The 24,662-nt window shown below is 55.8% G+C and carries 21 protein-coding genes; 15 read left to right on the top strand and 6 right to left on the bottom strand.

The window, feature by feature from the left end; genetic code table 11:
- Positions 1–11: 11 nt before the first annotated feature.
- From NWV12_RS17865 to NWV12_RS17835, 7 genes are all read left to right on the top strand, one after another.
- Complete coding sequence (locus tag NWV12_RS17865; protein ID WP_047650217.1) at positions 12–878, top strand: LysR family transcriptional regulator; 867 nt, start codon at positions 12–14, stop codon at positions 876–878.
- A 93-nt stretch (positions 879–971) separates the two neighbouring features.
- Positions 972–2,150 (top strand): acetyl-CoA C-acetyltransferase, encoded by a 1,179-nt coding sequence (locus NWV12_RS17860; RefSeq protein ID WP_048979855.1) that lies wholly within the window; start codon positions 972–974, stop codon positions 2,148–2,150.
- 235 nt (positions 2,151–2,385) lie between these two features.
- Positions 2,386–3,222 (top strand): 5-dehydro-4-deoxy-D-glucuronate isomerase, encoded by an 837-nt coding sequence (kduI, locus tag NWV12_RS17855; protein ID WP_039263316.1) that lies wholly within the window; start codon positions 2,386–2,388, stop codon positions 3,220–3,222.
- A 63-nt stretch (positions 3,223–3,285) separates the two neighbouring features.
- On the top strand, positions 3,286–4,047 hold the full coding sequence (gene kduD / locus NWV12_RS17850) for a 2-dehydro-3-deoxy-D-gluconate 5-dehydrogenase KduD (protein WP_033146454.1): 762 nt from the start codon (positions 3,286–3,288) through the stop codon (positions 4,045–4,047).
- Between the two features lie 312 nt (positions 4,048–4,359).
- Positions 4,360–5,775, top strand: a complete 1,416-nt coding sequence (locus NWV12_RS17845) for a sugar porter family MFS transporter (protein WP_032660200.1) — start codon at positions 4,360–4,362, stop codon at positions 5,773–5,775.
- A 218-nt stretch (positions 5,776–5,993) separates the two neighbouring features.
- A complete protein-coding gene (gene wzz(fepE), locus NWV12_RS17840; RefSeq protein WP_048979856.1) occupies positions 5,994–7,118 on the top strand; it encodes an LPS O-antigen length regulator Wzz(fepE) in 1,125 nt (374 codons plus the stop codon).
- Between the two features lie 88 nt (positions 7,119–7,206).
- Positions 7,207–7,899 carry an aspartate/glutamate racemase gene (locus NWV12_RS17835; RefSeq protein WP_048979857.1) on the top strand — a complete coding sequence of 231 codons (693 nt, stop codon included), beginning with the start codon at positions 7,207–7,209 and terminating at the stop codon, positions 7,897–7,899.
- Here the strand turns inward: NWV12_RS17835 and NWV12_RS17830 are convergent.
- The gene (locus tag NWV12_RS17830; protein ID WP_048979858.1) at positions 7,894–8,820 is read right to left on the bottom strand and encodes a LysR family transcriptional regulator; all 927 of its coding nucleotides are present in this window, start codon (positions 8,818–8,820) and stop codon (positions 7,894–7,896) included. The two genes, NWV12_RS17835 and NWV12_RS17830, sit on opposite strands and share 6 nt — an antisense overlap.
- Positions 8,821–8,941: 121 nt before the next feature.
- Between NWV12_RS17830 and lysA the strand changes: the two genes are divergently transcribed.
- Entirely contained in the window at positions 8,942–10,204 is a 1,263-nt protein-coding gene (lysA, locus tag NWV12_RS17825) for a diaminopimelate decarboxylase (RefSeq protein WP_048979859.1), read from the top strand.
- Here the strand turns inward: lysA and NWV12_RS17820 are convergent.
- Positions 10,174–11,211 carry a LacI family DNA-binding transcriptional regulator gene (locus NWV12_RS17820; protein ID WP_045888659.1) on the bottom strand — a complete coding sequence of 346 codons (1,038 nt, stop codon included), beginning with the start codon at positions 11,209–11,211 and terminating at the stop codon, positions 10,174–10,176. The genes lysA and NWV12_RS17820 overlap by 31 nt on opposite strands.
- Before the next feature lie 229 nt (positions 11,212–11,440).
- Between NWV12_RS17820 and NWV12_RS17815 the strand changes: the two genes are divergently transcribed.
- Complete coding sequence (locus NWV12_RS17815) at positions 11,441–11,917, top strand: GNAT family N-acetyltransferase (protein ID WP_048979873.1); 477 nt, start codon at positions 11,441–11,443, stop codon at positions 11,915–11,917.
- Here the strand turns inward: NWV12_RS17815 and galR are convergent.
- Positions 11,878–12,894: an HTH-type transcriptional regulator GalR gene (gene galR, locus NWV12_RS17810; protein ID WP_023309052.1), complete on the bottom strand. Its 1,017-nt coding sequence runs from the start codon at positions 12,892–12,894 to the stop codon at positions 11,878–11,880. The two genes, NWV12_RS17815 and galR, sit on opposite strands and share 40 nt — an antisense overlap.
- 623 nt (positions 12,895–13,517) lie before the next feature.
- Here galR and aas point away from each other — a divergent pair.
- Together aas and lplT are read left to right on the top strand one after the other, a co-directional pair.
- Entirely contained in the window at positions 13,518–15,677 is a 2,160-nt protein-coding gene (gene aas, locus NWV12_RS17805; protein ID WP_048979860.1) for a bifunctional acyl-ACP--phospholipid O-acyltransferase/long-chain-fatty-acid--ACP ligase, read from the top strand.
- Positions 15,670–16,863, top strand: coding sequence for a lysophospholipid transporter LplT (lplT, locus tag NWV12_RS17800; RefSeq protein WP_048979861.1), 1,194 nt, complete (start codon positions 15,670–15,672; stop codon positions 16,861–16,863). The genes aas and lplT overlap by 8 nt, the downstream gene beginning before the upstream one ends.
- 93 nt (positions 16,864–16,956) lie before the next feature.
- Here lplT and NWV12_RS17795 read toward each other — a convergent pair whose 3' ends face one another.
- The 3 genes from NWV12_RS17795 to mutH form a co-directional block, all read right to left on the bottom strand.
- The gene (locus tag NWV12_RS17795; protein ID WP_023309049.1) at positions 16,957–17,997 is read right to left on the bottom strand and encodes an NADP(H)-dependent aldo-keto reductase; all 1,041 of its coding nucleotides are present in this window, start codon (positions 17,995–17,997) and stop codon (positions 16,957–16,959) included.
- 131 nt (positions 17,998–18,128) lie between these two features.
- Positions 18,129–18,347 (bottom strand): YgdI/YgdR family lipoprotein, encoded by a 219-nt coding sequence (locus NWV12_RS17790; RefSeq protein ID WP_008499668.1) that lies wholly within the window; start codon positions 18,345–18,347, stop codon positions 18,129–18,131.
- Between the two features lie 128 nt (positions 18,348–18,475).
- A complete protein-coding gene (gene mutH, locus NWV12_RS17785; protein ID WP_047060026.1) occupies positions 18,476–19,168 on the bottom strand; it encodes a DNA mismatch repair endonuclease MutH in 693 nt (230 codons plus the stop codon).
- A 683-nt stretch (positions 19,169–19,851) separates the two neighbouring features.
- On the opposite strand from mutH, the gene rppH reads away from it, so the two are divergent.
- The 4 genes from rppH (at position 19,852) to thyA (ending at position 24,511) form a co-directional block, all read left to right on the top strand.
- Entirely contained in the window at positions 19,852–20,382 is a 531-nt protein-coding gene (gene rppH, locus NWV12_RS17780; RefSeq protein WP_013098553.1) for an RNA pyrophosphohydrolase, read from the top strand.
- Between the two features lie 12 nt (positions 20,383–20,394).
- Positions 20,395–22,641, top strand: a complete 2,247-nt coding sequence (gene ptsP / locus NWV12_RS17775; protein WP_048979862.1) for a phosphoenolpyruvate--protein phosphotransferase — start codon at positions 20,395–20,397, stop codon at positions 22,639–22,641.
- A gap of 193 nt (positions 22,642–22,834) precedes the next feature.
- Positions 22,835–23,710, top strand: coding sequence for a prolipoprotein diacylglyceryl transferase (gene lgt / locus NWV12_RS17770; protein ID WP_048979864.1), 876 nt, complete (start codon positions 22,835–22,837; stop codon positions 23,708–23,710).
- Positions 23,711–23,716: 6 nt separating this feature from the next.
- The gene (gene thyA / locus NWV12_RS17765; protein ID WP_014885081.1) at positions 23,717–24,511 is read left to right on the top strand and encodes a thymidylate synthase; all 795 of its coding nucleotides are present in this window, start codon (positions 23,717–23,719) and stop codon (positions 24,509–24,511) included.
- Positions 24,512–24,662 lie beyond the last annotated feature (151 nt).

Here is a 24,662-nt window from a genome sequence, read left to right as displayed (position 1 = left end):
GTAGATAGGTTATGCGCTATTCACCCGAAGCCCTTAAGGCGTTTGTCGAGACCGTTGCGGCGGGCTCTTTTTCCGCTGCCGCACGCCGGCTGCGTAAAAGCCAGTCGACGATCAGCACGTCGATTGCCAATCTTGAAGCCGATCTCGGTTTCGAGCTGTTTGACCGCTCGGCGCGCCAGCCGGTGTTAACGGTCCAGGGAGAACAGGTGCTGGGCTACGTGCAGGCTATCCTGGCCGCCAGCACGCGGCTGGATGAGCTGGCGGTGTCGCTAACGGCGCAAACGGAGGCGCGTCTGACGTTTGTCCTTTCCGATACCCTCAACCCGGACGTGCTGGAAGAGATGATGAAGCAGTTTGACGCGCGTTTTCCCCATACGGAATTCGAATGTCTGATTGGCGAGGAAGAGGACGTGATCGATCTGCTGCAAAAGGAGCGAGCGCAGATTGGCCTGACGGAAGCGCGTGACAGTTACCCTACGGATATTGGCGTCACCCGCCTGCCGATGCAGACCCGCATGGCGATCTATGTCGCGACCACGCATCCGCTGGCCGGACAACATGACGTTCAGCATGACGAGCTGCACGGCTGGCGAGAGCTGCGGCTCAGCACCTATCTTGAGCGCGAGGCTGAGATCGCGCGCGGGCCCGTCTGGTCAGCACCGAATTACCTGTTACTCTTGAGTATGGCGGTACAGGGATTTGGCTGGTGCGTGCTGCCGTGCGCGCTGGTGGATGAATTTGCCGCCGCGAAATCCCTGGTACAGCTCAATGTTCCCGGCTGGCCGCGGGCGATCGGCATCGATCTGCTGTGGAATAAACGATCCCCTCCCGGCGTTGCCGGCAGCTGGCTGCGGCAGTATCTGCAGGATGCGCGCTGATCCTTGTGATTAAACTCACTATTTTTAAACAATTAAGATAATTGCCAGTAACAATCCTCTACTATCGTCATGTCATTTAACACAGAGGTCGTGATGAAAGATGTCGTAATAGTGGGTGCGTTGCGTACAGCTATCGGCTGTTTTCAGGGAGCGCTCGCGCGTCACTCGGCGGTTGACCTGGGCAGCGTGGTGGTAAAAGCGCTGGTGGAACGCAGCGGGATCGCAGCACATGAAGTTGATGAGGTGATCCTGGGACAGGTCCTCACGGCCGGTGCCGGGCAAAACCCTGCGCGTCAGGCGGCGCTGAAGGGCGGGCTGCCCAATACCGTTTCGGCCATCACCATCAACGACGTCTGTGGTTCAGGATTAAAAGCGCTGCATCTCGCGACGCAAGCCATTCAGTGTGGTGAAGCGGACGTGATCATCGCGGGCGGGCAGGAGAATATGAGCCGCGCGCCGCACGTGTTGACCGACAGCCGGACCGGCGCACAGCTTGGCAACAGTCAGCTGCTCGACAGCCTGGTGCATGACGGGCTTTGGGATGCGTTCAATGACTATCATATGGGCGTGACGGCGGAAAACCTGGCGCGCGAGTACGGCATCAGCCGTGAGGTGCAGGATGCCTATGCGCTAAGCTCGCAGCAAAAAGCGCGTGCGGCGATTGATTCCGGTCGCTTTCGCGACGAGATTGTCCCGGTCAGCACGCAGCGTCAGAGCGGCGAGCGTATCCTCGTGGATACCGATGAACAGCCGCGCACCGACGCCAGCGCTGAAGGCCTGGCGAGGCTGAACCCCACGTTTGAAATGCAGGGCTCGGTGACGGCGGGAAATGCCTCTTCCATTAACGACGGCGCTGCCGCCGTTATGATGATGAGCGAAAGCAAAGCCCTTGAACTCGATCTTCCGGTCCTGGCCCGCATCAAGGCGTTCGCCAGCGTAGGGGTTGATCCTGCGTTGATGGGGATCGCTCCGGTCTACGCGACCCGCCGCTGCCTGGAGCGCGCGGGGTGGCAGCTTTCGGATGTGGATCTGATCGAAGTGAACGAAGCCTATGCCGCGCAGGCGATCTCCGTCGGAAAAATGCTGGAGTGGGATCCCCTGCGGGTCAACGTTAACGGCGGCGCGATCGCGCTGGGCCATCCTATCGGTGCGTCCGGCTGCCGAATCCTGGTTTCGCTGGTTCACGAAATGAAAAAACGCAATGCCCGCAAAGGGATTGCCACACTCTGTATAGGCGGCGGGCAAGGGGTGGCGCTGGCTATCGAACGCTAACCTCTTCTCATTAAAAATGACCTCCTCCGGGAGGTTTTTTTTCGCGTTTTTTTTCTCCCGGCGGCTTAATTGTGATCCGAACATCATTTTCGCTATAAACAAAAATAAAAATGAAACGTTGTTTTAAATATAATTGAAAAGCCCGCTTTATGCCGATAGTATGTGCTCATTATGAAAAACGGAACGCTGTTTCGTTTATTTCCGCCTTCGGGCATGACCACATCTGGAGGTTACCGTGGACGTCAGAGAAAGCATCCACAGTGCGCACGCCAAAACGCTGGATACTCAGGGGCTGCGCAATGCATTTTTAGTCGAGCAGGTATTCGAGGCCGACAGGTACACCATGGTTTACAGCCATATCGACCGCATCATTGTGGGCGGGATTCTGCCGGTCACGAAAAGCGTCTCCGTGGGCGGTGAGGTCGGTAAACAGCTGGGCGTGAGCTACTTCCTCGAGCGTCGCGAGCTGGGGGTGATAAACATCGGCGGGCCGGGCACCATCACCGTAGACGGAAAATGCTATGAGATTGGCCATCGCGAGGCGCTGTACGTGGGTAAAGGGGCGAAAGACGTGGTCTTTGCCAGCATCGACGGCAGCAGGCCCGCGAAGTTTTACTACAACTGCGCGCCGGCTCACTCCACCTACCCAACCAAAAAAGTGACCACCGCAGACGTCGCACCCGTGACGCTGGGCGATAACCTCACCAGCAACCGCCGCACCATCAATAAATACTTCGTGCCGGACGTGCTGGAGACCTGCCAGCTCAGCATGGGATTGACCGAGCTGGCACCGGGCAACCTGTGGAACACCATGCCGTGCCATACCCACGAGCGCCGCATGGAAGTCTACTTCTACTTCAACATGGATGAGGACGCCTGCGTGTTCCACATGATGGGACAGCCGCAGGAAACGCGCCATATCGTGATGCACAACGAGCAGGCGGTGATTTCACCGAGCTGGTCCATTCACTCCGGCGTAGGGACGAAAGCCTACACCTTTATCTGGGGAATGGTGGGTGAAAACCAGGTCTTTGATGATATGGACCACGTTGCGGTCAGCGATCTGCGCTAGTCGCGGGCGGTGAAGCATAAACCTGCCTGTGAGTGACAGGCTCTGAAAGAGTAAGGAATAAACATGATTCTGGATGCATTCTCTCTGCAGGGGAAAGTGGCTGTGGTTTCCGGGTGTGACACCGGGCTGGGTCAGGGAATGGCGTTAGGCCTGGCGGAAGCGGGCTGCGATATCGTCGGAATTAATATCGTTGAACCGACTGAAACCATCGAACGCGTGACGGCCCTGGGCCGCCGTTTCCTGAGCCTGACCGCTGACCTGCGTAAAATCGATGCCATTCCTGAACTGCTGGACCGCGCAGTGGCTGAATTCGGTCATATCGACATTCTGGTGAACAACGCCGGGCTGATCCGCCGCGAAGACGCGATCAGCTTCAGCGAGCGCGACTGGGATGACGTGATGGATTTGAACATCAAGAGCGTATTTTTCATGTCCCAGGCGGCGGCGAAGCATTTTATTGCCCAGGGGAAAGGCGGCAAGATCATTAACATTGCCTCTATGCTCTCGTTCCAGGGCGGCATCCGCGTGCCGTCTTACACCGCGTCCAAAAGCGCCGTAATGGGCGTGACCCGCCTGCTGGCAAACGAATGGGCGAAACATAACATCAACGTGAATGCGATTGCGCCGGGCTACATGGCGACCAACAACACGCAGCAGCTGCGTGCTGACGAAGAGCGCAGCGCGGCGATCCTGGAGCGTATCCCTGCGGGACGCTGGGGTCTGCCGAGCGATCTGATGGGGCCGATTGTCTTCCTGGCCTCCTCCGCATCGGATTACATCAACGGTTACACCGTGGCTGTAGACGGCGGCTGGCTGGCGCGTTAATTCCACCTGTATTAAGAACCTCTGCCTGTGGGCGGAGGTTTTTTTGCGCAATAATTGGCTTAGTCCATATCGATAAAGATGAAAAATCCATACTAAAAAATCGCAAATGACGGCAATCACACTTTTATTGCTTAAATATTAACTGATTAGTAAAAATACGTGATTATTCGCCACGAGTTGAAATTGTAATGTCCATCACAGAACCGTATGCCGTAGCGGAATAATCCATAACTTCGCGATTTCCTGCCTGACACTTTTCCTCGCTTTCTCGTAATTTCAGTTAACGAATTTTGCTGTTGAGGCAGGAAAAATATGACATCGATAAATGACTCTACCCTAATGCCCGCTGCGCTGCGTGATACTCGCCGCATGAACCAGTTTGTCTCCATTGCCGCCGCCGTGGCGGGCCTGTTATTTGGACTGGATATCGGCGTCATTGCCGGCGCACTACCGTTTATTACCGATCACTTTACCCTCAGCAGTCGCCTGCAGGAGTGGGTGGTGAGCAGCATGATGCTCGGCGCGGCCATCGGCGCGCTGTTCAACGGCTGGCTGTCGTTCCGCCTGGGGCGCAAATACAGCCTGATGGTCGGGGCGATTCTGTTCGTTGCCGGCTCCATTGGCTCGGCGTTTGCCGCTAATGTTGAAATCCTCCTGCTCTCCCGCGTGCTGCTGGGCGTGGCGGTGGGGATTGCCTCCTACACCGCGCCGCTTTATCTCTCCGAAATGGCGAGCGAAAACGTGCGCGGCAAGATGATCAGCATGTATCAGCTGATGGTCACGCTGGGTATTGTGCTGGCGTTCCTGTCTGACACCTACTTCAGCTACAGCGGGAACTGGCGCGCGATGCTGGGCGTGCTGGCCTTACCGGCGCTGGTGCTGATCGTCCTGGTGATTTTCCTGCCAAACAGCCCGCGCTGGCTGGCGCAAAAAGGGCGTCACGTAGAGGCAGAAGAGGTTCTGCGCATGCTGCGCGATACCTCGGAAAAAGCGCGCGAAGAGCTGAATGAAATCCGCGAAAGCCTGAAGCTAAAGCAGGGCGGCTGGGCGCTGTTTAAGATCAACCGCAACGTGCGCCGCGCGGTCTTCCTCGGCATGTTGCTGCAGGCAATGCAGCAGTTCACCGGCATGAACATCATCATGTATTACGCGCCGCGCATTTTCAAAATGGCCGGATTCACCACCACGGAACAGCAGATGATTGCAACCCTGGTGGTCGGGCTGACCTTCATGTTCGCCACCTTTATTGCGGTATTCACCGTGGACAAAGCCGGGCGTAAACCGGCGCTGAAAATTGGCTTCAGCGTGATGGCGCTCGGTACGCTGATTCTGGGCTACTGCCTGATGCAGTTTGATAACGGCACGGCCTCAAGCGGGCTTTCCTGGCTTTCTGTCGGTATGACCATGATGTGTATCGCAGGTTACGCGATGAGCGCCGCGCCGGTGGTGTGGATCCTGTGCTCCGAAATTCAGCCGCTCAAATGCCGTGACTTTGGAATCACCTGTTCCACGACCACCAACTGGGTGTCGAACATGATCATCGGCGCGACGTTCCTGACGCTGCTGGACGCGATTGGCGCTGCCGGAACCTTCTGGCTCTATACGGTGCTGAACGTAGCGTTTATTGGCGTTACGTTCTGGCTGATCCCGGAAACCAAAGGCGTGACGCTGGAACATATCGAGCGCAAGCTGATGGCAGGAGAGAAACTGCGAAACATCGGCGTGTGATTGTTTTGCCTGTTCGAAGGCTTCACTCTATGCCGTAACTGGAAAAGAAAAAGGTGGCTTAGCCACAATAATAATGTGACTAAGATCACTACTAACTCTGGTAGGGAGTAGACACAGAGAGGGAACTGGCATTAGGATTTTTCTTAGATTGTTGAATTGTCGGGCCACCGCTATCAATTGAGCAAAGACGCGTTGCATCCGGAAAAAGAAGAATCACTATGTCAGAAATGGATTTAAGAAAAAGCACGGACCTCGACTTTCACCGTTTTGCCGCCCCGGCTGTAAGCGCAAAAGAGATAGATCTTCTGGGATTGTTTGAGGTCCTTCTGGCGGCGAAAAAACGTATCGCCGCCATTATCTTTACTTTCGCGCTGGTGGGGCTGGCCGTTTCATTTTTACTGCCGCAGAAATGGACCAGTAAAGCGGTGATCACCCCGGCAGAACAGCTGCAGTGGAACCCACTGCGCCAGATGATGGTGGCGTTACAGGTGCTTGATGTGGACGTGAAGATCACCCGTCCGCAAACTTTTGACCTGTTTATTAAAAAGTTCCAGTCACAGTCATTGCTCGAAGAGTATATGACAACCTCTCCTTACGTAACATCGAAGCTGCAAGGCACCACGGTGGATCCGCTTGAGCTGCATCGCGCGATAGTCAACATTTCAGATCGAATGAAAGCGGTGAATAACGCTCAGGGAAAAGAGGCGGATAAAACGCCTTATGTTTCCTGGACATTGAGCTTCACTGCACCGACAGCTGACGATGCGCAAGCCGTCCTGGCGGGGTACATTGATTATATCGCGGCTATTGTAGAAAAAGAGACGGTGCAGAATATCCGCAACCTGATCGCCCTAAAAACGAACGTCGTTGAGCAGCAGCTGGAACTGGATCGAGTTCGTCTGACCAATATTCACAATACCAACCTGCAGCGACTGAATTATTCGCTGGAAGTGGCAAATGCCGCAGGCATCAAGAGGCCGGTTTACAGCAACGGGCAGGCCGTAAAAGATGACCCGGATTACTCCGTTGCGCTCGGTGCTGACGGTATCGCGCAAAAGCTGCAGATTGAAAAAAATTTGAAGGACGTGACCGAGCTGAATGCGGATTTCCAGAACAGGGAATACTACCTCGCACAGCTGAAAAAGCTCTCCTTCGCCGATGTTAAACTTGAGCCATTCAGGTACCAGCTTTCTCCCTCCATGCCGGTGAAAAAGGATGGCCCGGGCAAGGCTCTGATTGTTGTTCTGGCGGCGCTTCTGGGGGGGATGTTTGCCTGCGGTAGCGTTTTACTTCGCGAGGCGATGCTCACCCGTACTTCGCCGCCAGAGCCGGTAGCGAAATAAGCTCTGCAGTTTAAAAAGGCGCTGAATACAGCGCCTTTTTTTATGTACTTCGGTTGTGTTAAAAAAGAAACAAAGAAAAGGAGGGATGATGAAAACGATCGGCCTGTTAGGTGGAATGAGCTGGGAATCGACAATCCCTTATTACCGCCTGATTAATGAAGGGGTAAAGCAGCGTCTGGGTGGTCTGCACTCCGCAAGCCTGCTGCTGCACAGCGTTGATTTCCATGAAATCGAAGCCTGCCAGTCGAGCGGGGAGTGGGGTAAAGCCGGAGAGATCCTGGCCCAGGCGGCGCTGGGACTGGAGCGTGCCGGCGCCGAGGGTATCGTGCTTTGTACCAATACCATGCACAAAGTGGCGTCGCATATTGAGGACCGCTGCTCGCTGCCGTTTCTGCATATCGCGGACGCGACCGGTCGTGCGATTGCCGCATCCGGTATGCGCCGCGTAGCGCTTTTGGGCACACGCTACACCATGGAACAGGATTTTTATCGCGGGCGTTTGCACAGTGAATTTGGGATCGAGAGCCTGATCCCGGATGAAGACGATCGGGCGCGCATCAATCAGATTATCTTTGACGAGCTCTGCCTCGGCACCTTCAGCGAATCTTCTCGGGCGTATTACGTCAGCGTGATTGAAAAGCTGGCGCAGCAGGGGGCAGAAGGGGTGATCTTCGGCTGCACCGAGATTGGCCTGCTGGTGCCGGCCGATCGAAGCCTCGTCCCGGTATTTGATACCACCGCCATTCACGCGGCAGATGCCGTGGCGTTTATGCTGTCATAACGGGTTTTGCAGGTCAGGTAAGCGAAGCGCCACCTGACGCGCGTGCTCCATTAAGTGTTCGGTGAAAGCGTCCACCAGCGCGGAAGCCGGACGGTGCAGCGGGCGGATCAGACTCACGGTGAACGGGACGGAGACGCTAAAGCGGCGGATGACGATCCCGCTTCCGGCATAGTCCAGCGCCGTGAGCGGATTCACCACCGCGACGCCGACGCCTGCACGCACCATCGCGCAAATCGAAGCCGCACTGTGCGTTTCCACCACCATTCGCCGTTTGATCTGATGCTCGGCAAACAGCGTATCCAGCAGCTGTCTGTAACTGTCTGTCTGCGAAAGGCTAATGTAGTTTTCCCCGTGGAAATCCTCCGGCGTGAGCACTGCCTTACCGGCAAGCCGATGTCCTGCGGGCAGAACGCACACTTCATCTAACGAGATCAGCTCCGTGCGTGCCGTTCCCGCTGGCGTGGAAAGGGTTTCGGTTAGCCCTAAATCATGGCGCTGGGCCGAAAGCCACTCTTCAAGCAGGGGGGATTCCTGAGGAACGATAGTGAGGCTGACCTCCGGGTATCGGGCCAGAAAGGGCTGCAGCAGCATCGGCAAAAAGGATTGCGAAAAGACGGGCAGACAGACGATCGACAGCTCGCCCTGGCGAAACTCGCGCAGGCTTTCCGCTGCACTCACTATTCTGTCCAGTCCGTACCAGGAGCGCTGGACTTCCTCGAACAGGCGCAACCCCTGCACCGTCGGGTGAAGCCTGCCCCGGGTACGCTCGAACAGCTTCAGCCCCAGCACTTTCTCGAAGCGCGCCAGCTCGCGGCTCACCGTCGGCTGTGAGGTATGCAGCATCTGTGCGGCTTCGGTGAGATTGCCGGTGGTCATCACGGCGTGAAAAATCTCGATGTGGCGTAAATTGACGGCGGGCATAGGGCACCTGAAAGCAGATAACTGTCCATATCATTTTTGCATAGACTCGCGATAAAACGATATTTTTTATTCTCTTCGCGCTGTGGCGTAATCTTCAAAACGCATTTACCCGGAGAAGACCATGCCACGCCCGCTGAACCAGACTGAGACCGATTTGAACGCCGACAACCTGCTGCGCCTGCCTGCCGAGTTTGGCTGCCCGGTGTGGGTCTACGACGCGCAGATCGTTCGCGAGAAGATCGCCGCCCTGCATCAGTTTGACGTGGTGCGTTTTGCCCAGAAGGCGTGCTCCAATATTCATATTCTGCGCCTGATGCGTGAGCAGGGCGTGAAGGTCGACTCCGTCTCGCTTGGCGAAATCGAGCGCGCGCTGGTGGCCGGATTCGATCCGAAAGCCGACGGCGACGCGATCGTCTTCACCGCCGATGTGATCGACGATGCGACGCTTGCGCGCGTCCACGAACTGCAGATCCCGGTGAATGCCGGTTCTGTAGATATGCTGGAGCAGCTGGGTCAGGTTTCTCCCGGCCATCGCGTCTGGCTGCGCGTGAATCCGGGCTTTGGTCATGGTCACAGCCAAAAAACCAATACCGGCGGTGAAAACAGCAAGCACGGGATCTGGTATGCCGATATGCCTGCCGCGCTGGAGGTATTACAGCGCTATGGCCTGAAGCTGGTGGGGATTCATATGCACATTGGCTCTGGCGTCGATTACGTCCACCTGGAGCAGGTGTGCGGCGCGATGGTGCGCCAGGTTATCGACTTCGGTCAGGATCTGGAGGCAATCTCAGCCGGTGGCGGCCTCTCTATTCCATATCGCGAAGGCGAAGAGGCGATCGATACCGATCACTATTACGGTCTGTGGAGCGCCGCGCGTGACCAAATTGCCGCGCATCTTGGTCACGCGGTGAAGCTGGAAATTGAGCCGGGTCGTTTCCTGGTGGCGGAGGCCGGCGTGCTGGTTTCGCAGGTGCGCAGCGTCAAAGATATGGGGTCTCGCCACTTCGTCTTGATTGATGCAGGCTTTAACGATCTGATGCGTCCGTCCATGTACGGCAGCTATCACCACATTACCGCCCTGGCCGCCGACGGCCGTGATTTAACGCAGGCGCCGCGCGTTGAGACAGTCGTTGCGGGACCGCTGTGCGAGTCGGGTGACGTGTTTACCCAGCAGGAAGGCGGCAAAGTGGAGACCCGCGCGCTGCCAGAGGTCAAACCGGGTGATTATCTTGTGCTGCATGATACCGGTGCCTACGGGGCGTCGATGTCATCTAACTACAACAGCCGCCCGCTGCTGCCGGAAGTGCTGTTTGATAACGGCAAGGCACGGCTGATCCGTCGTCGCCAGACCATTCAGGAACTGCTGGCTTTAGAACTCATCTGATGAAAGTACGGCCCCGTTGTGACCGAATCGCGTAACACCAGCGTGCCGGTAAACGGCGGGATAGCATCGACCGGCTGGTTTTTTGCCAGCCGGATCGCCTGATCGATGGCCGTGACAATCATATTGTCGATGGGCAGATAAACCGATGAGAGCGCAGGCTCCAGCCATTTCGCGCTTGGGGCATCGTCAAAGCCGAACAGTGAAATATCATGCGGAATTTTAAGCCCCGCCTGGTGTAACGCTTTGGATGCACCCAGGGCCATATCGTCGTTACAGGCAAACAGGGCGCTAAACGGCACTCCGTCGGCAATCAACTCCTTGCACAGCTCGTATCCCCGCGTCATTCCCGCATCGCCGTACTTTATCCGACGTTCGTCCAGGCGAATGCCGTGCTTTTCCAGCGCTTTACGGTAGCCCATCAGCCGCGCTTTCCCGGTTGGGGTATGGATCGGAACGGTGATACAGGCGATCTCCCGATGGCCCTGGGCGATCAGGTAATCCACGGCCTTAAATGCGGCATCCTGCTGTTCGAAAAACACGCAGCGATCCGGCGCCTGGCTCACTTCGCGGTTAATGACCACCAGCGGCGTTTTCACGGTGTTCATCAGTTTGACGATCGCTTTTTCGCTCATATAGCGCGTGTAAAGCACGATGGCATCGCACTGGCGATCGGCCAGCATCTGCACCGCCTGTTCTTCCTGTTCCGGCGCGTCGTGACCGTCGGTGACGATCAGCTGTTTCCCGTGAGTTTCCGTCTGCCGCGACGCCTGCTGGAGAAGACGACCAAAGTAAAAGCCGTCGAAGGTCGAGACGACCAGGCCAATGCTGTTGCTGGTCTGGTTAGCCAGCGAACGCGCGAGAAAGTTCGGGCGATAGCCCAGCTCTTCCATCGCAGCAAAGACCTGCTGACGCGTACTCTCTTTAACCTGACCTGTGCCGTTCAGCACGCGCGAGACGGTAGCCTTCGACACGCCCGCACGCAGTGAGACATCCAGCATTGTTGCCATTCTACATTCCTGCTTCCACGTAATGATTTGCAGTTTAACACAGACCTCACGGCGTATAAGCGATGCGGGAAGCGCAAAACTTCTGCCACGATCACGCTTTTTGGTCACGATTCGTCTGGCCTGCGTGAAGTAAAACTAAATAGTCTGACTCTGGTAAAATAATCGCCGAACCGAGCTGGGGCGACAGGCCAGCAAATACATGAGAAAACGCAGGTGAAACGTGAAAAACATAGCCATCCTCCCGCTTTACCAGGCACCGCACTATGCGGAGCAGGTCACCGACTGGCTCTGGCAGGCCTTTGGCGAAGGGCTTTCTCGGGAATTTTTCCACAGCATCATTGAGCACAGCCAGACGCCGGGAGCATTACCGCTGACCTTTATCGCCGTAGAAGACGAACAGCTTGTTGGTACGGTAGGGCTCTGGCGCTGCGATTTGATCACCCGTCAGGATCTCTTTCCGTGGCTGGCGGCGCTCTACGTTGACGACGCGGCGCGAGGCAAGGGGCTGGCAGGAAAGCTACAGCAGCACGTTATTACCTGGGCCGCGCACGCGGGATATGAAGAACTGCACCTCTGGTCTGCCTGCCGCGACTTCTACGAACGTTACGGCTGGCAGTATATCGGTGATGGGCTGGAATACCCCAACACGCGGGTTCACCTCTATCGCTATTCGCTCTGCGCTTCCGCAGGTGACGCAACGGAGTGACGGCGAACCAGCGTCGGGCTAAACAGATGCGTAATATCCGGCGGCTGGCGCTGTTCAGCCAGAGCTAGCGCGAGCTCGGCGGCCTGCGTTGCCATGGTGATAATCGGGTAGCGTACGGTGGTCAGACGCGGGCGCACGTAGCGAGAGACCAGCACGTCATCGAAGCCAATCAGCGAAATTTCTGCCGGTACCTCAATCCCGTTGTCATTCAGCACCCCCATTGCCCCTGCGGCCATCGAGTCGTTATAGCTGGCAACCGCCGTGAAATTTCGTCCGCGACCCAGCAGCTCGGTCATGGCCTGTTCACCGCCGCTCTCATCCGGTTCACCGTAGGCCACCAGACGGTCATTACACGGCAGGCCGTTTTCGCGCAGGGCGTCGTAGTAGCCCTGCAGACGGTCTTCCGCATCAGAAATCGGGTGATTGGAACAGAGATAGCCAATCCGGGTATGGCCCTGTTGAATCAGATGGCGGGTCGCAAGCCAGGCACCGTAGCGGTCGTCGAGGGCCACACAGCGTTTTTCAAACCCGGGAATAATGCGGTTGATGATCACCATTCCAGGCATCTGCTTCATCAGGTGAATCAGTTCGGCATCCGGGATCATTTTGGCGTGAACCACCAGCGCCGCGCAGCGGTGGCGGATCAGCTGCTCGATGGCCTGGCGTTCTTTTTGCTCATTATGATAGCCGTTGCCGATCAGCAAAAAATTGCCTGTCTGATAAGAGACCTGTTCAACCGCTTTCACCATGGCGCCGAAAAAGGGGTCGGAAACATCACCCACTACCAGCCCAATGGTTTCGGTGGACTGCTGGGCGAGCGCGCGGGCATTAGCATTTGGATGATAATTCAGGGATTCCATGGCGGTTTGAACCGCCTGGCGCGATGCGTCACTGGCTTTTGGGGAGTCGTTAATCACGCGAGAGACGGTTGCCACAGACACACCTGCCAGACGGGCCACATCCTTTATTGTCGCCATTCATTACCTTCTTATTGGGGGTAAGCGTTTACACACCAAATAGTGTTGCGGAAAAGCGGCGCGCATTCAAGGGGAGCGGATTTCCGCGCTCCACAAACGTGACGCAGGACAACCCTGGTAGTGTAATCGTTACACGCGCAGTCGTGTCTGAAGAATGTCAATCTGAACCTTTGGTTACACTTTGCGTCAGGCTGTTGCGATTGGCCAATGGCGAGGTGGTCAAAGAGGTTGATACAGTCAAAGTCCCAGAGGTATTGATAGGTGGAATCAACTCCGGTTGATTAACACGCTTTACACCAACCTGCGTTTTTACGCAGGTTTTTTTTGCCTGATAGTTCAATCTGTAACAGCAACAGAGAATATTCACACCTGGTTGCACTTAGGCTCATTCCCTTGCGTTTTCCTGCTGGCGAAGCGCAGGACGAACGGCCACAATCAAGATCCCAGAGGTATTGATTGGTGAGAATTCTTAGTACGGTTTCGTACTCATCTCTTGCACCAACCTGCGCGGATGCGCAGGTTTTTTTTCGCCTCCACTTTTGCTGTCGCTCCCGTATCACTTCTCGTGTAATCTGCCACCATTTACTATCAACCCTCCACACTGGCTGGCAAAGGGAGTTGAGATGCTATTTGGGTTCTTCCGTACACTGTTCCGTATTCTTTTTCGCATCCGCGTCACTGGCGATGCCCAGGCGCTTCGCGGTGAACGCGTTCTTATCACACCAAATCATGTTTCCTTTATAGACGGCATTCTGCTGGCGCTATTTTTACCCGTGCGCCCGGTGTTTGCGGTCTATACCTCTATCAGCCAGCAGTGGTACATGCGCTGGCTCACGCCGCTGATTGATTTTGTGCCGCTCGACCCGACAAAGCCGATGATGATTAAGCATCTGGTGCGTCTGGTTGAGCAGGGGCGTCCGGTGGTTATTTTCCCGGAAGGGCGTATTTCAGTGACCGGTTCGCTGATGAAAATTTACGACGGCGCGGGGTTTGTTGCCGCGAAATCAAAAGCGACCGTGGTGCCGCTGCGCATTGAAGGCGCAGAACTGACCCATTTCAGCCGCCTGAAGGGGCTGGTGAAGCAGCGTCTGTTCCCAAAAATCACGCTGCATATTCTGCCGCCCACGTCGTTACCAATGCCGGACGCGCCGCGTGCCCGCGATCGCCGTAAAATCGCCGGGGAAATGCTGCACCAGATTATGATGGAAGCGCGCATGGCCGTGCGCCCGCGCGAAACGCTGTACGAGTCCCTGCTTTCCGCGCAGCACCGCTATGGCGCGAAGAAAAACTGCATCGAAGACATCAACTTTACCCCGGATACCTATCGCAAGCTGCTGACCAAGACCCTGTTTGTGGGCCGCATTCTGGAGAAGTACAGCAAAAAGGGCGAAAAGATTGGCCTGATGCTGCCTAACGCGGGCATCAGCGCGGCGGTGATTTTTGGTGCGGTTTCCCGGGGGCGCATCCCGGCAATGATGAACTACACGGCGGGGGTGAAAGGACTGACCAGCGCCATCACCGCTGCCCAGATTAATACCGTCTTTACCTCTCGTCAGTTCCTGGACAAAGGCAAGCTCTGGCATCTTCCCGAGCAGCTCACCCAGGTGCGCTGGGTCTTCCTGGAGGATCTGAAAGCGGACGTCACCACCGGCGACAAGCTGTGGATTTTTGCTCACCTGATGATGCCGCGTCTGGCGCAGGTCAAACAGCAGCCGGAAGATGACGCGATTATCCTCTTCACGTCGGGTTCGGAGGGCAACCCGAAAGGCGTCGTCCACAGCCACAAGAGCATTCTGGCGAACGTTGAGCAGATCAAAAGCATTGCCGACTTTACCGCGAATGACCGTTTTATGTCGGCGCTGCCGCTGTTCCACTCCTTTGGCCTGACGGTGGGGCTGTTTACGCCGCTGCTGACCGGCGCAGAAGTGTTCCTCTACCCAAGTCCGCTGCATTATCGCATTGTGCCGGAGCTGGTGTATGACCGTAACTGCACCGTCCTGTTCGGCACTTCAACGTTCCTCGGCAACTACGCGCGCTTCGCCAATCCGTATGACTTCTATCGCGTGCGGTATGTGGTGGCCGGTGCGGAAAAACTGCAGGAGAGCACGCGTCAGATCTGGCAGGACAAGTTTGGCCTGCGCATTCTCGAAGGCTATGGCGTTACCGAGTGTGCTCCCGTGGTCTCGATTAACGTTCCGATGGCGGCGAAGCCGGGTACGGTGGGCCGAATTCTGCCGGGGATGGACGCGCGTCTGCTGGCCGTGCCGGGCATTGAAGACGGTGGCCGTCTGCAGCTGAAAGGGCCAAACGTGATGAACGGTTATCTGCGCGTGGAAAACCCAGGCGTGCTTGAGGTGCCGACGGCTGAAAACGTCAACGGCGAGGTTGAAACCGGCTGGTACGACACCGGTGATATTGTCCGTTTTGATGAACAAGGCTTTGTACAGATTCAGGGACGTGCGAAGCGCTTCGCCAAAATCGCCGGTGAAATGGTCTCGCTGGAAATGGTTGAGCAACTGGCGACGGCCGTGTCCGCGGATAAGATGCATGCGACGGTGGTGAAGAGCGATGCCAGCAAAGGCGAGGCGCTGGTGCTGTTTACGACCGACGCTGAGCTTAAGCGCGACAGGTTACTGAGCTATGCGCGTGAACACGGTATTCCTGAACTGGCAGTGCCGCGCGATATTCGCTACCTGAAGCAGCTCCCGGTGCTGGGTAGCGGGAAGCCCGATTTCGTGACCCTGAAAGGCATGGTTGAAGAGGCGGAACAGCAAAATGCGTGAGTCAGTACACACTAACACATCACTCAGGTCGAAAGGCATGATGGCCGTCATCGCCGCGCAGTTTCTCTCTGCGTTCGGTGATAACGCGCTGCTGTTTGCCACGCTGGCGCTGCTGAAGGCCGAGTTTTACCCCGACTGGAGCCAGCCGATCCTGCAGATGGTGTTTGTGGGCGCTTACATTATCTTTGCTCCGTTCGTCGGGCAGGTGGCGGACAGTTTCCCGAAAGGCCGGGTGATGATGTTTGCCAACGGCCTCAAGCTGCTGGGTGCCGCCAGCATTTGCTTTGGCTTCAACCCGTTTATTGGCTACACGCTGGTGGGCATTGGCGCTGCCGCCTACTCTCCGGCGAAGTATGGCATTCTCGGAGAGCTGACCACGGGCGATAAGCTGGTGAAAGCCAACGGCCTGATGGAGTCGTCAACCATCGCCGCAATCCTGCTCGGATCCGTCGCGGGCGGCGTACTGGCCGACTGGCATATCCTGGCGGCACTGGGCATCTGCGCGGTGGTGTATGGCGGGGCAGTTGTGGCGAACCTGTTTATTCCCAAACTGCCGGTGGCTCGCCCGGGGCAATCCTGGCGCTTTAAACCAATGACCGGCAGTTTCTTTACCGCCTGTCGCGTGCTGTGGCGTAGCGGTGAAACGCGTTTCTCACTGATGGGGACCAGCATGTTCTGGGGCGCGGGCGTCACGCTGCGCTTCCTGCTGGTGCTGTGGGTGCCGGTAGCGCTTGGGATTACTGACAACGCGACGCCGACCTATCTTAACGCGATGGTGGCCATCGGCATTGTGGTGGGGGCAGGCGTGGCGGCGAAGCTGGTGACGCTCGAGACGGTAGCGCGCTGCATGCCTGCAGGGATCCTGATTGGCGTCGTGGTGCTTATTTTCTCGCTGCAGCATGCATTATTGCCTGCGTATGTCCTCCTCATCCTGATTGGTATTCTGGGCGGTTTCTTCGTGGTGCCGCTGAACGCGTTACTGCAGGAACGTGGCAAGCAGACCGTCGGGGCGGGGAACGCCATTGCGGTACAAAACCTGGGTGAAAACCTGGCAATGTTATTAATGCTGGGGCTCTACTCGCTGGCGGTAAAAGTGGGTGTGCCGGTGGTGGGGATTGGCGTCGGGTTTGGCGGGCTGTTTGCGCTGGCGATTGCGGGTTTGTGGATCTGGCAGCGTCGGCGTTGATAAGTGCGGCCTGATGCCCTCACCCCGGCCCTCTCCCACAGGGAGAGGGAGCAAACCCTAAAAACGGCAACCTGCGTTGCCGTTTTGCTTTTATTACGGCGCAGGATACGTATAAACCTGATGCACCGCTTCAATCTCCGCTAACACCTCTTCACTCAGGTTCAGGTGGAAACTCTCAATATTGGTTTTCAACTGTTCCATCGTGGTCGCGCCCAGCAGGGTGCTGGCAACAAACGGTTGACGACGCACGAAGGCCAGCGCCATCTGTGCAGGGTCAAGACCGTGACGCTTTGCGATATCCACATAGGCTGCAACGGCTTTCTGCGTCTGCTCGCCGCTGTAGCGGGTAAAGCGGCTAAAGAGGGTATTTCTCGCCCCGGCCGGTTTCGCGCCGTTCAGGTATTTCCCCGTCAGCGTGCCAAAGCCGAGACAGGAATAGGCGAGCAGTTCCACTTCTTCATATTGCGTCACTTCGGCCAGACCCACTTCATAGCTACGGTTAAGCAGGCTGTACGGGTTCTGGATGGTGACGATACGCGGCAGATCGTGTTTATCCGCCAGATGCAGATAGCGCATTACGCCAAAGGCCGTTTCGTTAGAGACGCCAATGTAGCGGATTTTTCCCGCGCGCTGGCACTCGGTCAGCGCTTCAAGCGTTTCCAGCAGCGTTACGGCGGGGGCGCTCTCATTCCAGCTGTAGCCGAGCTTACCAAAGCAGTTGGTTGGACGCTGCGGCCAGTGCACCTGATACAGGTCGAGATAGTCGGTTTGCAGGCGCTTCAGGCTGGCGTCCAGTGCGGCGCGGATATTTTTGCGATCGAGGATCTGATTCGGGCGGATCCCGGTATCGTTGTTGCGCGCGGGGCCACTGACTTTTGAGGCAATCACCAGCTTTTCACGGTTGCCGCGTTTTGCCAGCCAGTTACCGACGTAGGTTTCGGTAAGTCCCTGCGTTTCCGGACGTGGCGGAACAGGGTACATCTCTGCGACATCAATCAGGTTAATCCCCTGGCTGACGGCGTAATCGAGTTGTGCATGGGCATCGGCTTCGCTGTTTTGTTCACCAAATGTCATCGTGCCCAACCCCAGTTGGCTTATTTCCAGAGCGCTGTGGGGGATACGGTGATAATGCATAGCCGGCTTCCTCAGTAGACTTATAGACCGCGTCAGGGCGTGCCCGACAAAGGAATATAAACATGGCAGAGGGGAAGCAAAAGGGGAAGAAAAAAATCAAAAAGGCCAGCAAGCTACTGACCTTTATCTGTTTATCGCTCGATAATTTGCGATACTTCGTCGCGATTGATCTGCATTTTATTGCCTTCCTGGTCGCGGTAGCTGACCAGACCGGTATCATCGTCGACTTCGGGTTTGCCGTCGGTCAGGATCATTCGACCATCTTTTGTCGCCATGACGTAATCGCTGCTACAGCCCGATACGGCAAACGCTAAACCGACTGCTGAAACTAACACTGCCCATTTTTTCATCGTTATCGTCCTCATCTGGCGCGTATCAAATCATAATCTAGTATTAACCCGATATGGCGACTTGAGGAAGCGGTAAAATCTTAAAAAGCAGTCGATTATGTTTGAGAGCTCGCAAAATAAGTAAAAAACTATGTTTTTAACAGGAAATGACGGGCAAGGAGTGCGCCGGTGAAATTCTTTTTGAGATAAAAACCGCGCGGTAACGTCAGTATCGGCTCACCCTTCGCGCCGATTGCCTCGGTAAGCGCTTTACTGTTGGCCGCTTTCGGGCGCAGCTGTAATACTTCTCCGTGTCGGGCGGTGATGCGCTCTACCTGCCCAAGCACAATCATGTCCATCAGCTCCTCCCAGTCCAGCCGCAGCTGTTGCTCCTCATCGTCGTTAGGACTCCAGAGCAGCGGCGCGCCAACGCGACGGTCAGCCAGGGGGATCTGACGTTCACCTTCAACCGGCACCCACAACACGCGCTTCAGCTTGTGGCGAACGTGGCTGGTTTCCCACGTCACGCCGGTGTTGCCGGTTAGTGGCGCAACGCAGACGAAGGTGGTCTCAAGAGGCTTGCCCTGGCTGTCTATGGGGATGGTTTTTAACTCCACGCCAAGCGCTGCAAAATCCTGCTCGGGTTTGCTTCCTGCGCTGGCACCCAGCCACAACTCAAGCAGCATGCCGATCCAGCCTTTATCCCGTTTCAGATCCTTCGGGATCTGAAGTCCTGCCATTGCCGCCAGCTCGCCAAGCGAAAAGCCTGCAAGACGCTGTGCCTGCTGTAGCAACTGACCTTCGCTGGACGGCGGTGAGAGCAAGGGTGTAAGCGGATGCATGAAGGTAACCTTTTGATTAAAAAATAAACGAAGAAATTGTCCCCTGTGGATAGAGTTTAACTATTTCTGTACCAATATTCCATGTGTATGATTTATAGGTTTTTTTGTTGGTTTGAAATCGTTTCACCAGACTCAGAAAACCGGTTGTTCAAATCTGGTCACTGACAATGAACAGGATCTTACACCATGTTATCCACAGAAAAATGGGATAACTGGGCATAACCCTGACTACTGTTTCAATTTACAGCCTTGACGTGCGATGAAAATCGAATTTTCAAACAAATTGTGACTAACTTATTGGCACAATCTGTGGATAAAACCGACGCTGTTCGATCTTTCATCAGCACGACGATCCCTGATGTGATGATCGTCACGATATTCTGTTTTATGCTCATGAAAATACATTTAACTCTATGAAAAAAAATGCATTATTTAATTCGGGTGAAAAGGGGGAAACTGCATCGTTTGAGGTTGTTCATCGGTAATCAGACACTTCTTCACAACTATATCCACAGAAAAGGTGAATAAAATTCCCTTCAATGCCTCTCATCTGTTTATAACTCAGCACTTATTTGTGAGTTATTCAAATGTTATTAGGTTGCAGCCCTGTAAGAGAGTGGTTTACCGCCTCCCTGTAGTGTGAAACAATCATTCATATATAAGGTTTAGTTTGGGGTAGTCCGGTGATTGATGACGATGGCTACCGCCCGAACGTAGGAATAGTAATTTGTAATCGTCAGGGCCAGGTAATGTGGGCCCGGCGATATGGTCAGCACTCCTGGCAGTTCCCGCAAGGCGGGATCAATCCGGGAGAGTCCCCAGAACAAGCGATGTACCGGGAGCTTTTTGAAGAGGTCGGTTTAAGCCGAAAAGATGTTCGCATCCTGGCTTCGACCCGCAACTGGTTGCGTTACAAGTTACCGAAACGTTTGGTGCGTTGGGACACAAAGCCGGTTTGTATCGGCCAGAAACAGAAGTGGTTTCTGTTGCAGTTGGTGGGCAACGATTCAGACATCAATATGCAAACCAGCAGTACGCCGGAGTTCGATGGCTGGCGCTGGGTGAGCTATTGGTATCCTGTTCGTCAGGTCGTGTCATTTAAACGCGATGTTTACCGTAGGGTGATGAAAGAGTTTGCAAGTGTGGTAATGCAGCTTCAGGAGATCCCGCCTAAGCCGCAGAGCGCACCTGCATGGCGACGTAAAAGAGGTTAAGCTACGCAAATCATGCTCACCCGCTTGCGAGAAATAGTCGAGAAGGTGGCCAGTGCTCCGCGTCTGAACGAGGCGCTGAATATTCTGGTCACTGACATCTGTCTTGCGATGGAGACCGAGGTCTGTTCGGTGTATCTGGCCGACCACGATCGGCGTTGCTATTACCTGATGGCGACCCGTGGTTTAAAAAAACCACGTGGACGCACCGTCACGCTCGCATTTGATGAAGGTATCGTGGGCCTGGTTGGGCGGCTGGCTGAACCCATCAACCTTGCTGACGCGCAAAAACACCCCAGCTTTAAATACATCCCTTCCGTAAAAGAAGAGCGCTTCCGCGCTTTCCTTGGCGTGCCGATTATCCAGCGTCGCCAGCTGCTCGGCGTGCTGGTTGTCCAGCAGCGCGAGCTACGTCAGTACGATGAAAGCGAAGAGTCTTTCCTCGTCACGCTGGCCACGCAGATGGCGGCGATCCTCTCCCAGTCCCAGCTTGCCGCGCTCTTTGGTCAATATCGCCATACGCGCATTCGTGCCCTTCCGGCATCGCCAGGCGTAGCGATTGCGGAAGGCTGGATGGACGCCACGCTGCCGCTGATGGAGCAGGTTTACGAAGCCTCAACGCTTGATGAAGCGCTTGAGCGCGAGCGTCTTACCTCCGCGCTGGAAGAGGCGGCGAATGAATTTCGTCGTTACAGCAAGCGCTTTGCCGCAGGCGCACAGAAAGAGACGGCGGCCATCTTCGACCTCTATTCGCACCTGCTCTCCGACGCGCGTCTGCGTCGTGAGCTGTTTGCGGAAGTGGATAAAGGCTCGGTCGCAGAGTGGGCGGTTAAGAAGGTCATCGAAAAATTTGCCGACCAATTTGCGGCACTGACCGACGGTTACCTGAAAGAACGGGCTGGCGATCTCCGCGCCCTGGGACAGCGTCTGCTGTTCCATCTCGATGACACCATTCAGGGGCCGAATGCATGGCCAAAACGGTTTGTTCTGGTCGCCGATGAGCTCTCGGCAACGACACTGGCTGAACTGCCTCAGGACAGGCTGGCCGGTGTGGTGGTGCGCGATGGCGCCGCCAACTCGCATGCCGCCATAATGGTGCGCGCGCTGGGTATCCCAACCGTTATGGGGGCGGATATCCAGCCGTCGGTACTGCACCGCCGTACGCTGGTAGTGGACGGCTATCGCGGTGAGCTGCTGGTCGATCCTGAGCCAGTTCTGCTCCAGGAATACCAGCGTCTTATCAGCGAAGAGAATGAATTAAGCAAGCTGGCGGAGGATGACGTTAACCTGCCCGCACAGCTTAAGAGCGGAGAGCGGATCAAAGTCATGCTCAACGCCGGTTTAAGCCCTGAGCATGAAGAAAAGCTTGGCAGCCGCATCGACGGTATTGGCCTGTACCGCACTGAAATCCCGTTCATGCTGCAGAGCGGTTTCCCCTCCGAAGAGGAGCAGGTGGCGCAGTATCAGGGGATGCTGCAGATGTTTAACGACAAACCTGTCACCCTGCGAACCCTGGATGTCGGTGCGGATAAACAGCTGCCCTATATGCCGATCAGCGAAGAAAACCCGTGCCTGGGCTGGCGTGGGATCCGCATTACGCTCGATCAGCCGGAGATCTTCCTGATCCAGGTTCGTGCAATGCTGCGCGCCAACGCGGCGACGGGCAACCTCAGCATCTTACTCCCGATGGTCACCAGCATCGATGAGATCGACGAGTCCCGGCGACTGATCGAACGTGCAGGCCGTGAAGTGGAAGAGATGATCGGCTATGCGATCCCGAAACCGCGGATCGGGGTGATGCTTGAAGTGCCGTCTATGGTCTTTATGCTGCCGCAGCTGGCAAACCGTGTTGATTTTATCTCTGTCGGCACAAACGACCTGACGCAATATATTCTGGCCGTCGACCGTAACAATACGCGTGTCGCCAGTATCTACGACAGCCTGCATCCGGCGATCATTCGCGCGTTAGCGATGATTGCCCGTGAAGCGGAACAGTACGGCATTGATTTACGCCTGTGCGGTGAAATGGCCGGGGATTCAATGTGCGTTGCGATCCTGATTGGTCTGGGATACCGCCATCTGTCGATGAACGGTCGCGCTGTTGCTCGCGTGAAGTACCTGCTGCGGCATATCGATATCAACGATGCCCGCGAGCTGGCTGAACGCAGCCTTGACGCGCAGCTGGCCGCTGAGGTTCGTCATCAGGTCGCAGCGTTTATGGAACGGCGCGGTATGGGCGGCCTGATCCGCGGCGGCCGCTAATCATCTTTCTGCCTCTCCCTTTGGGAGAGGACTCCAGCGCGCATAAAACCCTATACACATCTTTTACATCTCTGGCGCATCCTCCGCGCCAGCCTTGTGCTATGATTCGCAACTTTGGAGCCTCTGCTTACGGCAGAATCGCATTTCTACCGCTGTCCACTTTCAGCGGAATAACAACATCTTGTGGTGACAGATGAACAGTGGTTATCTGCATTTTCCGGAATTTGATCCGGTCATTTTCTCAGTAGGACCTGTTTCGCTTCACTGGTACGGTCTGATGTACCTGGTGGGCTTCATTTTTGCCATGTGGCTCGCTGGCCGTCGCGCCAGTCGTCCGGGCAGCGGCTGGACGAAAAACGAAGTTGAAAACCTGCTCTATGCGGGCTTCCTCGGCGTGTTCCTCGGTGGCCGTATTGGGTATGTGCTGTTCTATAACTTCCCGGTATTCCTGAACGATCCGCTCTATCTGTTCCGCGTGTGGGACGGCGGCATGTCCTTCCACGGCGGCCTGATTGGGGTGATCCTGGTGATGGTGATTTTTGCCAAACGCACCAAACGCAACTTCTTCCAGGTTGCAGATTTTATCGCACCGCTGATCCCGTTTGGGCTGGGCGCTGGCCGTCTGGGTAACTTTATCAACGGTGAGCTGTGGGGCCGCGTCGACCCGAGCGTGCCGTACACGATGCTCTTCCCGGGCTCCCGCGCAGAAGATATCGCGCTGCTGCCATCACACCCGGAGTGGCAGTCCATTTTCGATACCTACGGCGTGCTGCCGCGCCATATGTCTCAGCTGTACGAACTGGCGCTGGAAGGCGTTGTGCTGTTTATCATCCTCAACCTGTTTATCCGCAAACCGCGTCCGATGGGTGCTGTCTCCGGCCTGTTCCTGATTGGCTACGGCGCATTCCGTATTATCGTCGAGTTCTTCCGTCAGCCAGACGCACAGTTTACCGGCGAATGGGTACAGTACATCAGCATGGGGCAGATCCTCTCCATTCCGATGATTGTCGCGGGTGCCATTATGATGATTTGGGCGTATCGTCGTCGTCCACAGCAACAAATTTCCTGAGGAACCATGAAACAGTATCTTGAATTGATGAAGAAAGTGCTCGACGAGGGCACGCCGAAAAACGACCGCACCGGCACCGGTACGCTCTCCATTTTTGGCCACCAGATGCGCTTCAACCTGCAAGAAGGCTTCCCACTGGTGACGACAAAGCGCTGCCATCTGCGCTCGATCATTCATGAACTGCTCTGGTTCCTGCAAGGCGATACCAACGTTGCGTATCTGCACGAAAATAACGTCTCAATCTGGGACGAATGGGCAGATGAAAATGGCAACCTGGGCCCGGTTTACGGCAAGCAGTGGCGCGCCTGGCCAACGCCTGATGGCCGCCATATTGACCAGATCACCACCGTGATGAACCAGCTGAAAAACGATCCGGACTCGCGCCGAATCATCGTTTCCGCCTGGAACGTCGGCGAACTGGATAAAATGGCGCTGGCACCTTGCCACGCGTTCTTCCAGTTCTATGTCGCTGACGGCAAGCTCTCCTGCCAGCTCTATCAGCGCTCCTGTGACGTGTTCCTCGGCCTGCCGTTTAACATTGCCAGCTATGCGCTGTTGGTCCACATGATGGCGCAGCAGTGCGATCTGGAAGTGGGCGATTTTGTCTGGACCGGTGGTGATACCCATCTTTACAGCAACCATATGGAACAGACGCATCTCCAGCTGACCCGCGAACCGCGTGCGCTGCCGAAGCTGATTATCAAGCGAAAACCGGCATCAATCTTCGATTACCGCTTTGATGATTTCGAGATTGAGGGTTATGACCCGCATCCGGGCATCAAAGCGCCCGTCGCTATCTGATGCGATAAATCGTGACACAACCGGTGCTCTTTAGCGCCGGTTTTTTTTCGGCTTTATCCCGTTTCCCTAAGCGCTATCCAGAAAGCGTGCAACGCGCTGCAACACTCCTGATTCTCCGGATAACGCCTCGTAAAACGAGGATCCGTCGCTC

Origin of the sequence: Enterobacter sp. Crenshaw (genome assembly GCF_024734705.1) — a bacterium.
Classification (GTDB): Bacteria; Pseudomonadota; Gammaproteobacteria; order Enterobacterales; family Enterobacteriaceae; genus Enterobacter; species Enterobacter asburiae_B.
The sequence above is the reverse complement of the archived record's forward strand: the minus strand, read 5'-3'. Positions and strand labels throughout refer to the sequence as shown.